This is a genomic window from Marinovum sp. 2_MG-2023 (assembly GCF_030548265.1).
Taxonomy (GTDB): Bacteria; Pseudomonadota; Alphaproteobacteria; order Rhodobacterales; family Rhodobacteraceae; genus Marinovum.
Genome location: NZ_JAUOSD010000011.1, coordinates 15,428 through 29,185 on the forward strand (window position 1 = coordinate 15,428; position 13,758 = coordinate 29,185).

The 13,758-nt window shown below is 59.2% G+C and carries 18 protein-coding genes; 5 read left to right on the forward strand and 13 right to left on the reverse strand.

All coding sequences use genetic code 11. From position 1 onward, the window contains the following. Window positions 1–153: 153 nt before the first annotated feature. A complete protein-coding gene (locus tag Q4577_RS13370; protein ID WP_303467821.1) occupies window positions 154–1,410 on the reverse strand; it encodes a DNA-packaging protein in 1,257 nt (418 codons plus the stop codon). Between the two features lie 19 nt (window positions 1,411–1,429). Further along, window positions 1,430–1,771 carry a hypothetical protein gene (locus Q4577_RS13375; protein ID WP_244690063.1) on the reverse strand — a complete coding sequence of 114 codons (342 nt, stop codon included), beginning with the start codon at window positions 1,769–1,771 and terminating at the stop codon, window positions 1,430–1,432. Window positions 1,772–2,316: 545 nt separating this feature from the next. Between Q4577_RS13375 and Q4577_RS13380 the strand changes: the two genes are divergently transcribed. After that, a complete protein-coding gene (locus tag Q4577_RS13380) occupies window positions 2,317–2,574 on the forward strand; it encodes a DUF6552 family protein (protein WP_244690065.1) in 258 nt (85 codons plus the stop codon). 29 nt (window positions 2,575–2,603) lie between these two features. Here the strand turns inward: Q4577_RS13380 and Q4577_RS13385 are convergent, their stop codons facing one another. The 8 genes from Q4577_RS13385 to Q4577_RS13420 all read right to left on the reverse strand — a co-directional run bounded on the left by Q4577_RS13385 (window position 2,604) and on the right by Q4577_RS13420 (window position 8,721). Next, window positions 2,604–3,002, reverse strand: a complete 399-nt coding sequence (locus Q4577_RS13385; RefSeq protein WP_303467822.1) for a carboxymuconolactone decarboxylase family protein — start codon at window positions 3,000–3,002, stop codon at window positions 2,604–2,606. Then, window positions 2,941–3,375: a MerR family transcriptional regulator gene (locus tag Q4577_RS13390; protein ID WP_303467823.1), complete on the reverse strand. Its 435-nt coding sequence runs from the start codon at window positions 3,373–3,375 to the stop codon at window positions 2,941–2,943. The genes Q4577_RS13385 and Q4577_RS13390 overlap by 62 nt, the downstream gene beginning before the upstream one ends. 195 nt (window positions 3,376–3,570) lie before the next feature. Then, window positions 3,571–4,725: an endolytic transglycosylase MltG gene (gene mltG, locus Q4577_RS13395; protein WP_303467824.1), complete on the reverse strand. Its 1,155-nt coding sequence runs from the start codon at window positions 4,723–4,725 to the stop codon at window positions 3,571–3,573. A 4-nt stretch (window positions 4,726–4,729) separates the two neighbouring features. After that, entirely contained in the window at window positions 4,730–5,986 is a 1,257-nt protein-coding gene (fabF, locus tag Q4577_RS13400; RefSeq protein WP_303467825.1) for a beta-ketoacyl-ACP synthase II, read from the reverse strand. A 187-nt stretch (window positions 5,987–6,173) separates the two neighbouring features. Beyond that, entirely contained in the window at window positions 6,174–6,407 is a 234-nt protein-coding gene (locus Q4577_RS13405; protein ID WP_244690078.1) for an acyl carrier protein, read from the reverse strand. 226 nt (window positions 6,408–6,633) lie between these two features. Continuing rightward, window positions 6,634–7,371 carry a 3-oxoacyl-[acyl-carrier-protein] reductase gene (gene fabG / locus Q4577_RS13410; protein WP_303467826.1) on the reverse strand — a complete coding sequence of 246 codons (738 nt, stop codon included), beginning with the start codon at window positions 7,369–7,371 and terminating at the stop codon, window positions 6,634–6,636. Window positions 7,372–7,411: 40 nt separating this feature from the next. After that, the gene (gene fabD / locus Q4577_RS13415) at window positions 7,412–8,350 is read right to left on the reverse strand and encodes an ACP S-malonyltransferase (RefSeq protein WP_303467827.1); all 939 of its coding nucleotides are present in this window, start codon (window positions 8,348–8,350) and stop codon (window positions 7,412–7,414) included. Window positions 8,351–8,532: 182 nt separating this feature from the next. Continuing rightward, a complete protein-coding gene (locus Q4577_RS13420; protein WP_303567620.1) occupies window positions 8,533–8,721 on the reverse strand; it encodes a hypothetical protein in 189 nt (62 codons plus the stop codon). Window positions 8,722–9,110: 389 nt separating this feature from the next. Between Q4577_RS13420 and rpsF the strand changes: the two genes are divergently transcribed. The 3 genes from rpsF to rplI are packed head-to-tail and all read left to right on the forward strand — an operon-like array spanning window position 9,111 to window position 10,352. Beyond that, window positions 9,111–9,467: a 30S ribosomal protein S6 gene (rpsF, locus tag Q4577_RS13425; protein ID WP_244690086.1), complete on the forward strand. Its 357-nt coding sequence runs from the start codon at window positions 9,111–9,113 to the stop codon at window positions 9,465–9,467. Between the two features lie 18 nt (window positions 9,468–9,485). After that, a complete protein-coding gene (gene rpsR / locus Q4577_RS13430) occupies window positions 9,486–9,713 on the forward strand; it encodes a 30S ribosomal protein S18 (RefSeq protein WP_005982441.1) in 228 nt (75 codons plus the stop codon). A 12-nt stretch (window positions 9,714–9,725) separates the two neighbouring features. Continuing rightward, window positions 9,726–10,352, forward strand: a complete 627-nt coding sequence (rplI, locus tag Q4577_RS13435; protein ID WP_244690088.1) for a 50S ribosomal protein L9 — start codon at window positions 9,726–9,728, stop codon at window positions 10,350–10,352. Between the two features lie 631 nt (window positions 10,353–10,983). On the opposite strand, the gene tig is transcribed toward rplI, so the two are convergent. Together tig and hisI are read right to left on the reverse strand one after the other, a co-directional pair. Next, window positions 10,984–12,315, reverse strand: coding sequence for a trigger factor (tig, locus tag Q4577_RS13440; protein WP_244690090.1), 1,332 nt, complete (start codon window positions 12,313–12,315; stop codon window positions 10,984–10,986). 133 nt (window positions 12,316–12,448) lie between these two features. Then, complete coding sequence (gene hisI / locus Q4577_RS13445; RefSeq protein WP_303467838.1) at window positions 12,449–12,844, reverse strand: phosphoribosyl-AMP cyclohydrolase; 396 nt, start codon at window positions 12,842–12,844, stop codon at window positions 12,449–12,451. 50 nt (window positions 12,845–12,894) lie between these two features. Between hisI and Q4577_RS13450 the strand changes: the two genes are divergently transcribed. Continuing rightward, a complete protein-coding gene (locus tag Q4577_RS13450) occupies window positions 12,895–13,341 on the forward strand; it encodes an iron-sulfur cluster assembly scaffold protein (RefSeq protein ID WP_244690095.1) in 447 nt (148 codons plus the stop codon). 240 nt (window positions 13,342–13,581) lie between these two features. Here the strand turns inward: Q4577_RS13450 and Q4577_RS13455 are convergent, their stop codons facing one another. Continuing rightward, entirely contained in the window at window positions 13,582–13,704 is a 123-nt protein-coding gene (locus tag Q4577_RS13455; protein ID WP_303467839.1) for a hypothetical protein, read from the reverse strand. Between the last annotated feature and the right edge of the window lie 54 nt (window positions 13,705–13,758).

Sequence of the window (13,758 nt, forward strand, 5' to 3'; positions counted from 1 at the left end):
GACACGTGGCGCCGGGCAAAATCTCACCCTCCGCCGGACCACCCCTGGCCCGACGTGTCCGCCACGCATTCGGATAATTCTGAAATGCCCCACATGCCGGGGCGTCTCGTTGCTCGCCAACCAATATGCTTCAAATTGGTTAAGGTCGCGCGATCAGAGCGTACGCACCGCCGGTTTCGCACCGCCCTGCCCATCCAGCACCAATTCCGTCAAAGCCCAGACAAGCGCGTCGACCCGGTCCGGGCTTTTCTTGCCCTCATACCCCTTCAGCGACATGCGGCACATCTGCTCTTCCAACTTGTGCAGCCCCGGCACATGTTTCACCCGGCCCTGCTCATAAAGCGCCGCCACCGGTTCGGCCCGTGCCACCTTGCCCCGGCTGGCATGGACAGATTTCATCGGCACAGCCCCATCCACCTGGCGCACCACCGCCTCAACCAGCGCACCGCCCTGATTGACCTCGGCAACAATCCTATCGGCCTGAAACCGGTGATAGACCTCGACGGCCCGCTCCGCCCATGTGCGCGGGCTGGCCGCACCGATGCTGGCATCTTCCAGCACATGCACCTGCCAATCCTGCACCTCACCGGTCATTCGCACGCCTGCCACAACGATCCCGCATTCATCCGATCCCGCATGGCCGGACACCGGCGGATCCACCGCCACCACAACCCGGTCAAAGTCTCCGGTATTCGCATCCCGGCATTCATCCAAAAGCGCATGAGTCCAAAGCGCGCCTTCAATATCGGTCAGCAATTCGCCGTCCAACTCTTGCCGCGCCAGCGCAGACCCCTTGTACCGCGCCCGCACCTCTTCCAGAAACGACGCCGCCAGATGCGCCCGGTTCGCCTCGGTCGGGGCGCGCGTCACCACGGTCGAAGGCGACTCCAGGAGCGTCTTCAACGCCTCCGCATTGCGCGGTGTCGTGGTGACACAGGCCTGCGGATGCTCGCCCAATCGCAGGGCAAACTGCAACATGTCCCAGGTATCTTCCCCCTTGGGCCATTTTGCCAATTCATCCGCCCAGGCGCCGTCGAACTGCGGCCCGCGCAGGGCCTCGGGGTCATTGGCCGAAAACGTGTGCGCCACTGCGCCATTGGGCCAGATCAACCGGCGTTTGCTGGCCTCCCAATGTGGTCGGCGATCCGGCGGAGAAGATTGCAGAATACCGCTGTCGCCAAAGATCATGACATCGCGCACCTGATCATAGGTCTCCCCCACCAGCGCCAATCGTTTGGCCCGCCCTGGATCACGTGGGCGGGCACCTTCGACCATACTGCGCACCCATTCGGCCCCGGCGCGGGTCTTGCCCGCGCCGCGCCCGCCCAGCACCACCCAACTGCGCCACGCCCCCTCGGGCGGCAATTGGTGCGGATGCGCCCAGAACTCGAACAAAAAAGGGAGAGCCATAAGCTCTCCCGCACCCAGATCATTCAGAAACGCGTCCTGCACCGCAGCATCTGCGCAGCTGAGCAAGACGGCACCCGATCTCAGATCGTGCCTGTTCAAGGTCGAGCCCATAGGCTCCGTCGATGGCGGCTTCTTTCCGTGCATATTCTGCAAGCTGCGACTCCGTTTCCATGGCCAGCTTCATCCAGCCGCGAATATCCGCGACGGTTTTGCTGACGTCCTTCAATGTGTCGACTTCCCCGCATTGGACCCGTTTCTTCAGGTCTCTAAGCGCTGTCTCGAATTCCACGAGACTTTCCCGAACTACAACAAGCCTTGCCTCAAGGCGCTCCACGTCTCGTTTCGGGGTGATGAGAGTCATGTGATGATAGACCTTCCATGCTGACGGTTTCCCCCGTATGAGCGACACAAAAAAACGACCGCCCAGGTTTCCCCGGGGGCCGTTTGCCCATGTCGTCCAGCATGTCACAATCTATACGGGAATGCGGTCGCAATGTCAAGCCCACAGGGGTTAACACATTGTAAATCAACCGTTTCTCAGATTGCGAAAGTATTCACCCCGACGGCACGACAGACACTATTCCCACATCTTTTGACCTCGGGCCGCATGAACCTCTCATTGCATGCGACCCGCTGCACGAGCCAATAACAGGCCGACCACCGCCCATGTGGATCAGGCGGCAAGGTCACCACATCCCTCACCGTCAATGTCACCGGGATCAGGGCACTGTCGACCAATAGATCTGCACACATCGACGCCCCCAAAAGACCCACCAAACACTCACGTGAAGGCCCCCGCATGACAATAGAATTATTACTGTCAGACGCGTGTATTTCTGGCTTCACACGCCGCCAAAGCGTGGGCATATGTATCACATTCCCCACACCAGAATCAGGTTTTCTACAATGACGTCGCTTGCCAATCCCACGCCTCCTGCCACACGATTTGATCTGGTCACCACCGTCAAATGGATCGCATCAATCATTCAGATCCTCGGCTATGCCGCGACCGGCTTTGGCTATACTCCGTGGAACCTCTATCTGTTTCTTGCCGGTGTCATCGGCTGGCTCGCGGTGGGGATCTTGTGGAAGGACCGGGCCATCATCCTGATCCACATCGTCGCCTTTGGCTCGATGATTGTCGGCATGACGGCCTCTGGTTAACCTCCCCCCGGTTCGGGGGCGCTGGCCGCTCAGCCGCCCGACAAGGACACCTCGGCAAACACCTCCTTGGCGGCAAACAACCCGTTCAATGCAGCGGGAAAGCCGACGTAAACCGCCATCTGCATCAGCACCTCGGTGATCTCCTCCTGCGTCAAGCCGACATTCAACCCAGCCTCGATATGCACCTTTAATTGCGGCTGGGCATTTCCCATCGCGGCGAGCGCCGCAATGGTGGCGATCTCCCGCTCCCGCAGCCCAAGCCCGGGTCGGGTATAAATATCGCCAAACGGGAATTCGAAAAGATAGGTGGCAAAATCCGGCGCGATATCCGCCAGCGCGTCAATCACATTTTGCCCGGCCTGCCCGTCAATTTCCGCCAGCGCGCGTTTGCCCCGCGCCAACCGGCTCTCTGTCTTGTGTTGTTCCATCTGCGTCACCTGTCACGATCCTTTGTTCAACCTCGGCATAACCGCCGATCTTGGTATCGAGGGCGACAAGACAAGCCTCCAATTCCGCCAGATGCGCCCGCACTTGCGCGCGATGCGCCTCCAGCAGCGCCCGCCGCTCTGGCCCGGTTTCACCACCCCGGTCCCGCAATGCCGCATAGCGCAACATGTCTCGGATCGGCATTCCGGTGGTTTTCAATCGGCGCAGGAATTCTATCCAGACCAGGATAGATACATCATAATCCCGCCGCCCCGCACCATCCCGATCCGCAGGCGGCAATAGCCCGATGCGTTCGTAATACCGGATGGTATGGGCAGACAATCCGCTGCGTTTGGCCAGAGTTCCGATTTTCATGGCGGCCTTCTTCTCGTCACGACGCCCCTGATCCTAGGGCTTTGAGCGCACTCTAAGTCAAGCGCCTCTTCGCAGGAATCGACGACAAAACGGCAGCCATATCCTGCCAGGGTCAAAATCCGGCACGCCCACAAAAAAGGCGGGCCAAAATGACCCGCCTTTTCTTACCATGCACCGGAATTTAGTGGCCGAAGTTTACTGGCCGGCGTTTTCCGCTTCGATCCGACGCCAGCGCGCAACGTTTTCGTTGTGCTCTGCCAGTGTTTCGGCAAAGGCATGCCCGCCAGTGCCATCCGCAACAAAGAACAGATAATCCGTCTGATCGGGGTTCACCGTTGCCTGAATCGCCGCCGCGCCGGGGTTGGCAATCGGGGTCGGCGGCAGACCATCAATCACATAGGTGTTATAGGGTGTGGCCCGGCGAAGCTCGCTTTGCCGCAACCCCCGACCAAGACTGCCCTGCCCCAGGGTGATACCATAGATCACCGTCGGGTCGGTTTGCAGCCGCATCCCTTGATTCAACCGGTTGATAAACACGCTGGCCACCTGACCACGCTCTGCCGCAACGCCGGTTTCCTTTTCGACAATCGACGCCAGCGTCAGCATCTCTGCCATCGAGTTCAGCGGCAGATCATCCGCCCGATTGGCCCAGGCCTCTGCAATGATCGCTTTTTGGCGGTTCTGCATCTGGGCGATCACATCCGCCCGTTGGGTGCCGACCGACACTTCATAGCTGTCCGGCGCAAGCGAACCCTCTGCCGGCAATTCCGCCACCGTGCCATCCAACACATCCAGCGCTTTCATCTCTTCGACCACCTGCCAGCTGGTCACACCTTCGGCCAGCGCAATGCGATAGCGGGTGTCACTTTCGCCGCGCACACGGGTATAGGCCTCGGGCGCGGCCTCTTCACCCGGTGAAAATTTGGCAACCTCGACAAAGCGTTGGGTGTTGGGATCCAGTTCCCGAACCTCGGCGCTGGCACGCAGGATACCAATCCGATAGATCACTTCGGTGCCACAGGTGCTGGCCCCGCCGCGGGTGATGACATCGACAATCTCTGCCATGCTGGCGCCTTCGTCCACCAGGAACGAACCGGCCTTCAACGCCGCGGTCTTGTCGGAATAATCCGCCCCGACCCGAAACAGAAAGCCACTGGAAATCGCGCCCTGCTCGACCAGCGATTGCGACACGCGGGAAAAATTCGACCCGCGTTCGACCTTCAGACAGATCGCCGCGCTCAAGGGGCCTTGGGCCGAATATTCCCGCTGCGCCCAAAGCAACGTGCCGCCGAACAGAAACACGGCGACAACAAGGAAACTCAGGGCGTTGGAAGCGATGCTCCGCCACATGGGATCAGACCTTCTTGAACAAGACCGAGGCGTTCGTGCCGCCAAAGCCAAAGGAGTTGGACAGCGCATAGGTGATCTCGCGCTCGCGTTTTGCGTTCGGCGCCAGATCGACCTTGGTGTCAACTGCGGGCTTGTCCAGATTGATGGTCGGCGGCGCCACTTGATCGCGGATCGCCAGGATCGAGAACACAGCCTCAATCGCGCCAGCCGCCCCCAAAAGGTGCCCGGTGGCGGATTTGGTCGACGACATGGTGACCGTATGGGCGAAATCCCCCATCAGCCGCTCCACCGCGCCCAATTCAATTGTATCGGCCATCGTGGATGTGCCATGCGCGTTGATATAGTCGATCATCGACGGGCCAATTCCGGCCTTGCGCAACGCCATTTTCATGCAACGTTCCGCGCCTTCGCCGGTCTCGGATGGGGCCGTGATGTGATAGGCATCACCAGACATGCCATAGCCGACAACCTCGGCATAGATCTTGGCACCGCGCGCCTTGGCGTGTTCGTATTCTTCCAGAACAACAACGCCCGCGCCCTCGCCCATGACAAAACCATCGCGGTCTTCGTCATAGGGGCGGCTGGCCTTTTGCGGATCGTCGCCGCGTTTGGTCGACAACGCTTTGCAGGCATTGAAACCCGCAATCCCGATTTCGGAAATCGCCGCCTCGGCACCGCCGGCAATCATCACTTCGGCATCGCCGTCCTTGATGATCCGTGCCGCATCGCCAATCGCATGTGCGCCTGTGGAACAGGCGGTCACAACCGCATGGTTCGGGCCTTTGAAGCCGTATTTGATCGACACCTGCCCCGAAATCAGATTGATCAGCGCGCCGGGAATAAAGAACGGCGAAACCCGACGGGGGCCGCGTTCCTTGATCAAGATGGCTGTTTCGGCAATCGAATTCAGGCCACCAATGCCCGAACCGATCAAGACACCTGTTTGTTCCAGCGACTCGTCATCTTCCGGCATCCAGCCGGAATCCTGAACCGCCTGCTCAGCTGCCGCAATGCCGTAAAGGATGAAATCATCGACTTTGCGCCGGTCTTTGGGGGCCATCCAATCATCGGGATTGAATGTGCCATCCGTGCCGTCACCATGCGGCACCTCACAGGCATAGGTTGTGGCAAGATGGCTGGCATCGAACCGCGTGATTGTGCCCGCACCGGATTTTCCATCCAGGATCGCCTTCCAGCTTTCCTCGACCCCACAGGCCAACGGTGTCACCAGACCAAGCCCTGTTACGACTACTCTGCGCATGGTTCTGCCCCTTTTAAACGCGTCGCATGCTCATACCCCGACCACTGGCATTTGGGCAAGGCATTGCACTATGTCATTCAGCAAAGGACCGCGTACTGGCGGGTTTTCCAATCCCCGCCCCGGTCCCGAAATGCAAAACGGCGCGCCCAGTCGGGCACGCCGTTTCAGAAACTCTGCGATCCGTGGATCAGGACGCTTCGGTGATGAATTTCACCGCATCGCCAAAGGTCTGGATGGTCTCTGCCGCGTCGTCGGGAATTTCGATACCGAACTCTTCTTCGAACGCCATCACCAGCTCAACAGTGTCGAGGCTGTCTGCGCCGAGATCGTCAATGAACGACGCCCCTTCAACAACTTTCTCAGCATCCACACCCAGGTGCTCTACAACGATTTTCTTTACGCGGTCTGCGACTTCGCTCATGATTTGGTCCTCATGGTCTTGGGCCTTTGGCCCTGTTTTGCCCGTGCCCCGCGGGGATCGAACTTGATTTGTCCTGTCAAAGGACAGCGAGTGGCCTGCGGCCTGTGTCACCCGCAACAGCAGGTTATTCTAAGTGCCCCGGCGCGCCTGCGGCCCCGGATTTCCCCGCGCCTATAGCATAAGTGTTGCGCTTGGCAAACGCTTTCCGAGGTGCCGGCATCGGCGACTACAACATGGCCATGCCACCATTGACGTGCAAGGTCGCGCCCGTCACATAACCGGCCTCCGGGCTGGCAAGGTACAGAACCGCACCGGCGATTTCTTCCGGCGTGCCCATGCGTGCAGCGGGGATCTGGACGTTGATCTTGTCCTTTTGCTCATCGGTCAGCTTGTCGGTCATGGCGGTCGCAATAAAACCGGGTGCGATGGCGTTTACCGTGATGCCACGGCTTGCCACCTCATAGGCCAGTGATTTGCCCATGCCGATCATTCCCGCCTTCGAGGCCGCGTAATTTGCCTGACCGGGGTTGCCGGTGGCCCCGACAATCGACGAAATATTGACGATTCTGCCCCAACGGGCCTTCATCATGCCGCGCATTACACCTTTGCACAGCTTCATCGACGCCGTCAGATTGACCGCCAGCACCGAATTCCATTCGTCATCCGACATCCGCATGAACAGGTTGTCGCGGGTGATTCCGGCGTTGTTGACCAGAATATCCACAGCGCCCATTGCCGCAATCGCCTGTTTCGGCAGGGCGTCGACCGCCTCAAGATCCGAAAGATTGCAGGGCAGCACATGCGCCCGCTCCCCCAGCTCCGCCGCAAGCTCCCGCAACGGTGCCTCCCGCGTGCCACTGAGCCCCACAGTCGCGCCAGCGCCATGCAGCACCTTGGCAATCTCGCCACCAATGCCACCAGAAGCGCCCGTCACCAACGCGCATTTTCCGCTCAAATCAAACATTTGCTACCCTCGTTCCGTTGTCTTGGCCTGGGTCTGGCGTTTAGACCAATGCGGCCTTTGCTGCCACCACATCCTCTGGCGTGCCGATATTTCGGGTGGTCACTGACCGGTCGATTCGCCGGATCATCCCGCAAAGCGCCTTGCCTGCCCCAACTTCCCAGATGTCGTCGACACCCTTGGCCGCCATCCATTCCACGCTTTCGCGCCACCGCACCGCGCCCGTCACCTGATCCACCAGCAGCGACCGGATGGTTGCCGGATCGTCGACTGACTTGGCCACGACATTGGCCACCAAGGGCACGCTGGGTTTCGAAATTTCGACATTATCCAGCGCCTCTGCCATGGCGCGTGCCGCTGGCTCCATCAAGGCACAGTGAAACGGTGCGCTGACCGGCAACAAAACCGCCCGGCGTGCGCCCGCGGTCTTGGCGATCTCAACCGCGCGTTCCACGGCCCCCTTGTGGCCCGAAACCACGATCTGGCCGGGATCATTATCATTCGCAGCTTCGCAAACTTCGCCCTGCGCCGCCTCGGCCGCGACCTTGCGGGCGCCTTCGATATCAAGCCCCAGCAGGGCCGCCATCGCGCCGACCCCTACCGGAACGGCTGCTTGCATGGCCTGACCGCGAATCCGCAACAGACGGGCGCAATCGGCCACGCTCAGCGCGCCGACAGCTGCCAATGCCGAATATTCCCCCAGCGAATGCCCCGCCACATAATCAGCAGAGGTCACCGCAATGCCTTCGGCCTCCAGCGCGCGCATCGCGGCAATCGAGGTCGCCATCAGTGCCGGTTGCGCATTCTCTGTCAGGGTCAGCTCTGCCGCATCCCCTTCCCAGATCAATTGGCTCAGGTTTTCCCCAAGAGCCGCATCGACCTCGTCAAAGACGGCTTTGGACGCGGGATAGGCCTCCGCCAATGCTTTGCCCATGCCAATGGCCTGTGCCCCCTGTCCGGGAAATACAAATGCGCGTCCCATGCCCTAACCCTTTTATTTCTTCAGCGTGCCGACATGGATACGCGCCAAGCGCAGCCACTGCAACGCAAATGCCGGGCCACCGCGCCCGGATTTCACGTCATTTCACAACAAAAACCGGCCAGACCGTGAAACGGCTGGCCGGTTTTCGTTGGTCCCGCCTGTTGCGTGGGGTCAGGTGGGACTCAGGAATGCGAATTTTTGGGATTGCGGGCGATGATCACCAAATAGAGGCCGGTCAACGCAAAGAAGAATGTCGCGCAGGCCTTCATCAACATCAGCTCCGGCAAATAGGTTGCCTTCGGTGAAATCCAAAGCCCGATCGCGCTCAGCAAAAGCGCGATTCCGATCAATCGGGTAAACAGACGGACCATGTGTCCGATCGTACTTGCGCCCTCAGCCGATTGTGACTCTCGCGACGCCTGGCCGTTGCCCCGACCGTTTCCCCGTCCGGTTCCATGTGTTGGACCCATGGCCTGCGACGGCATCACCTGGCTGGCTGCGGACATTGTCGGTCTCCCCCCTTGCGGTTTCAGACACTCTTGCGATCAATTCAGGCAGGAATGCGGCGCAATTCGGGTTTAGATCGCACAATACCACCTCTGCCCCCCTGCGACCACCTTCGCCCTTGCCTTTCACGCATCTGGCTGTATACGGGGCCTTCCTTTCGCAAGACGATTGAACCGCGCAGTCTCTCGTGGGTTGGGGGCGAAAGGACATGGCCCCACCCTTTGAAATGCGCCTTGATATAAATGGAGTGCACATGCCCCTTTACGAGCATGTCTTTATCTCGCGCCAGGATCTCTCCGGCGCACAGGCCGAAAGCCTGGTTGAACATTTCGGCACCGTCGTGACCGACAATGGCGGCAAAGTTGTCGACACCGAATACTGGGGTGTCAAGACAATGGCCTACAAGATCAACAAGAACCGCAAAGGCCACTATGCCTATATGCGCACCGACGCCCCTTCGGCAGCGGTCCAGGAAATGGAACGCCTGATGCGGTTGCATGATGACGTGATGCGCGTGCTGACCATCAAGGTCGACGAACATGTCGAAGGCCCCTCCGTTCAAATGCAAAAACGTGACGAGCGTGACGATCGCCGTCGCGAACGCCGCTAAGTCAGGGAGAGCTAAACCATGGCAGCCAAACCATTTTTCCGCCGTCGTAAAGTATGTCCCTTCTCGGGCGACAACGCACCGAAAATCGACTACAAAGACACACGTCTTCTGCAGCGCTACATCTCTGAGCGCGGCAAGATCGTGCCGTCCCGTATCACCGCCGTTTCGGCCAAGAAGCAGCGTGAACTGGCCCGTGCGATCAAACGTGCCCGTTTCCTGGCGCTTCTGCCCTACGCCGTGAAGTAAGGAGTGAGCATAATGCAAGTTATCCTTCTCGAACGTGTGGCCAAGCTGGGCCAAATGGGCGACGTTGTTGACGTCAAACCCGGTTTCGCGCGCAACTATCTCCTGCGTCAGGGCAAAGCTCTGACCGCATCGCAAGCCAACATCGACGGTTTCGCGGCCCAGAAAGCGCAGCTTGAAGCGCGCAACCTGGAGACCAAGAAAGAAGCCGAAGATCTGGCATCGCGTCTTGATGGCCAGCAGTTTGTCGTGATTCGCCAAGCCTCCGATGGTGGCAGCCTCTATGGTTCCGTCACCACCCGTGACGCCGCAACCGTGGCCACCGAAGAGGGCTTCTCGATTGATCGCAAACAGGTTGTGATCCGCACCCCGATCAAAGATCTGGGCCTGCATGACATCGAAGTTACCCTGCACCCCGAAGTTGTGGCCACCATCTCGCTGAACGTTGCACGTTCGCCGGAAGAAGCCGAGCTGCAAGCATCGGGCAAATCGATCCAGGAATTGGCCGCAGAAGAAGAAGCTGCAGCCGAATTCGAGATCTCTGAATTGTTTGACGATATCGGCTCTGCCGCGTCCGACGACGACGATCTGGGCGACGCAGGCCAAGATGCACCCGCATCGGATGATGACGAACAGAACTAATCTGTTCCACCACCAAGAACATTGAAAAGGCCGCGCTCTTCCGGGATGCGCGGCCTTTTTGCTTATAATGCTACCCAAAAGAACAGCCCGCATATCCACCTGCTGCGCGGCGCGCTGATCCATCAACGGCTATCTTGAGTGTACGGGTTCAATCAACGTCACAGCAAGAAAAGGGCCCTGCACCTGACCAAGTAGCAGAGAAGCGCAACCATGTTGAAACAAGCAGAACGTATGACCAGCCTGGTCCCTCCCCCGGACGTCGTACGACATCCGTTTGTTTCGGCCCGCGCCCTGCACTTGGTCGGTGCTCCACCTCATACCTCCCGACGCGGCTTGGAAGACACCCTCCTTCTTCGCAGGGCCGCAATCGGGATTGGGATCGCGTCCGAAGCCCGGCCAATGTCAGCGCGTTGACACCATGGTCAGGTTTCGGAAACGACAGCCGGTAGCATAGCCCCCAGTCTATTTGCGTCCGGTTGAGGAAGAGGTCGCCTCTCGGGGCGGCCTCTTTCTATTTATGACCACGCTTAGATCCAGCGATGTTCCATAGAAGATGTCCCATAGAAAAAGGCCGGAGCAAAAACTCCGGCCTTTTCCTTGTGTGGTCTTACGGCCCTGACGGGCGCGTAGATTATTCGTCGTCCAGAGCCTCAACAGCCTTTTGCAGCTCTTCCTTGTCGACCTCTTTCTCGGTCACTTCGGCCAGCTCCATGATGTAGTCGACAACCTTGTCTTCAAAGATCGGCGCCCGCAGTTGCTGTTGCATCTGCTGGTTTTGCTGCACGAATTCAAAGAACTGGCGTTCCTGACCCGGGTACTGACGTGCCTGGTTCATGATCGCTTGCGTCATCTCGGCGTCAGATACCTGAACCTCGGCCTTCTGGCCCAGTTCAGCCAACAACAGGCCCAAACGCACCCGGCGTTCCGCCAGGCTGTTGTGCTCGTCTGTCGGCTCCATCTCGCCATGATCATGACCGGTGTCTTCCGGGTGCTCTTCATGGTACAGCTGATGCGCGATTTGCTTGGCTTCTGCTTCCACCAGCGACGGCGGCAGATCGAATTTCACCAGCTCGTCCAATTGGTCCAGCAGGGCCCGTTTGGTCACGGCGCGCGCTGCGCCGGAATACTCCGCCTCCAGACGCTCTTTGATCTGCTCTTTCAAACCATCAAGGCTCTCTGCGCCGAATTTCTTGGCCAGCTCATCGTCAAGCTCTGCGGCAACCGGCTCTTTCACTGCTTTGATTTTGCAGGTGAAAACAGCTTCCTTGCCAGCCAGGTTTTCGGCTTGGTAATCTTCCGGGAAAGTGACGGTCACGTCTTTTTCCTCGTCGGCTTTCGAACCGACCAGCTGCTCTTCAAAGCCGGGAATGAACGACCCCGAACCCAGAACCAGCGGGTAATCTTCCGCCGCGCCACCTTCAAAGGCTTCGCCGTCAACCTTGCCAAGGAAGTCGAACACAACCTGATCGCCGTCTTGCGCTTCTGCGCCTGCGTCACGGTCGTTGAAATCCTGGGCGGTCTCGGCCAGATTGGCCAGCGCTTCGTCAACTTCTGCGTCGCCGGCCTTGGCAACCATTTTTTCCAGCTTGACAGATTTCAGGTCAACCTCGGGGATGTCGGGCAGCTTTTCATAGCTCATCTCGACCGCGACGTCGTCGCCTTCTTTCCAGTCCTCATTGGTCATCTTGACCTCAGGCTGAAGCGCAGGGCGGTCGCCGCTGTCTTCGAAATGCTGGTTCATCGCGCCGTCGATGGTTTCCTGCATCGCTTCGCCCATCAAACGCTGGCCAAACTGTTTTTTCAGCAACGGCATCGGCACTTTGCCTTTGCGGAAACCCTTCATCTCGACTTCGGGCTGTGCCTCGACGAGTTTCTCGGTAACTTTCGCGTCCAGTTCGGCGGCGGTGACTGTAATCGCGTATCCGCGTTTCAGACCTTCGTTCAGCGTCTCGGTGACCTGCATCCCATTCCCCATAAGTCCAAGGGCGGGTCTCGCCCGCCTATTTCAAATCTGGGGTCTTCTATGCCCCCCGGCCCAAGCGCGCAAGGCGGATTCGCATCCCCGCGCGCTGTGGCGCCGTCTGACAGGCAATCAATCAGCTTTCCGGTTTCATCAACTCGACTTCTTCGCCGTCCCGCACCGCCGTGTAAAAGCAGCTGCGCCGATTGGTGTGACAGGCCGGGCCGGTCTGGTTGACGGTCACCAACAGACAGTCGCGGTCACAATCCAGCCGGAAATCAACCAACTGCTGCACATGGCCAGAGCTTTCCCCTTTGATCCAGAACGCCTGACGCGACCGTGACCAATAGGTAACTTTACCCGTGGCCAAGGTGCGCGCCACCGCATCCGCATTCATCCAGGCCATCATCAAAACTTCGCCGGATTCGGCATCCTGGGCGATTGCCGGGATCAAACCTGCGTCATTATAGACCAAAGTCGCAGGATCAAAGACGTCGGGAGCATCGGACATGGGGCGAAAAACCTTTTGCATGGGACATTGCGGCCCTATGTAAGAACAGCAGTGCAAAAGAGAAAGCCACCATGGCCGATACAGACCTGATCAAGCTTTATTCCGCCCGCATTTTGGCCCTGGCGGCAGACATCCCGTTTCTCGACCGGTTGGAAACGCCGGACGCCACCGTCAAAAAGCGCTCTCCGCTCTGCGGGTCCACCGTGACCGTGGATGTGGTGATGACAGACGGCCGCATTTCGGCCTTTGGTCAGGACGTCAAGGCCTGTGCGTTGGGACAATCGGCGGCCTCGGTGCTGGGTGCGGCGGTGATCGGGCGCACGCCCGCGGAACTGGACCGGGCGCGCGATGAATTGAAGGCGATGCTGAAACAGGACGGGCCTGTGCCCAGCGCGCCGTTTGACGGCTACGAGGTTTTGTTGCCCGCGCGCGACTACAAGAACCGGCATGCCTCGATCCTGTTGGCAGTTGAGGCCACGGCCGAAGCCGCACATCAGGCGATGGCGATTTCCGCCTGACGCACTGATCCAAGACCGCAGAAATCCGCGCCCCAAAAGGTGTCGCAAGACATCATTAAATTTCTGGAAAATTTGACAAAAAAAGGCCGCCTTCCGAAGAAGGCGGCCAAGTAAGCATTCATGTCCGGCCTATGGGGCGGTTGAGGCAGGCCCCGAAATCCCAGGGGATGGGAATAAGCAGGTTCGCGCGGATTGGGACAGGCGCGCAGCGGCCGGACATGATGCAGGCAGGGGTAATCCTTACAAAAGCGACGGCAGGTGCAAAGACACCACCAATATGACGATCAATGAAACCGCACCGGCAGCATCCTGAAACAGGCTTAGATTGGCTCGGCGGCGTGTCTTGCTCGGGGCGTGTCGCATGGGGCGTCTCCGTGTGTCCGTTGCTCATTTGTTCTCATATTGGAAACGTTCTGT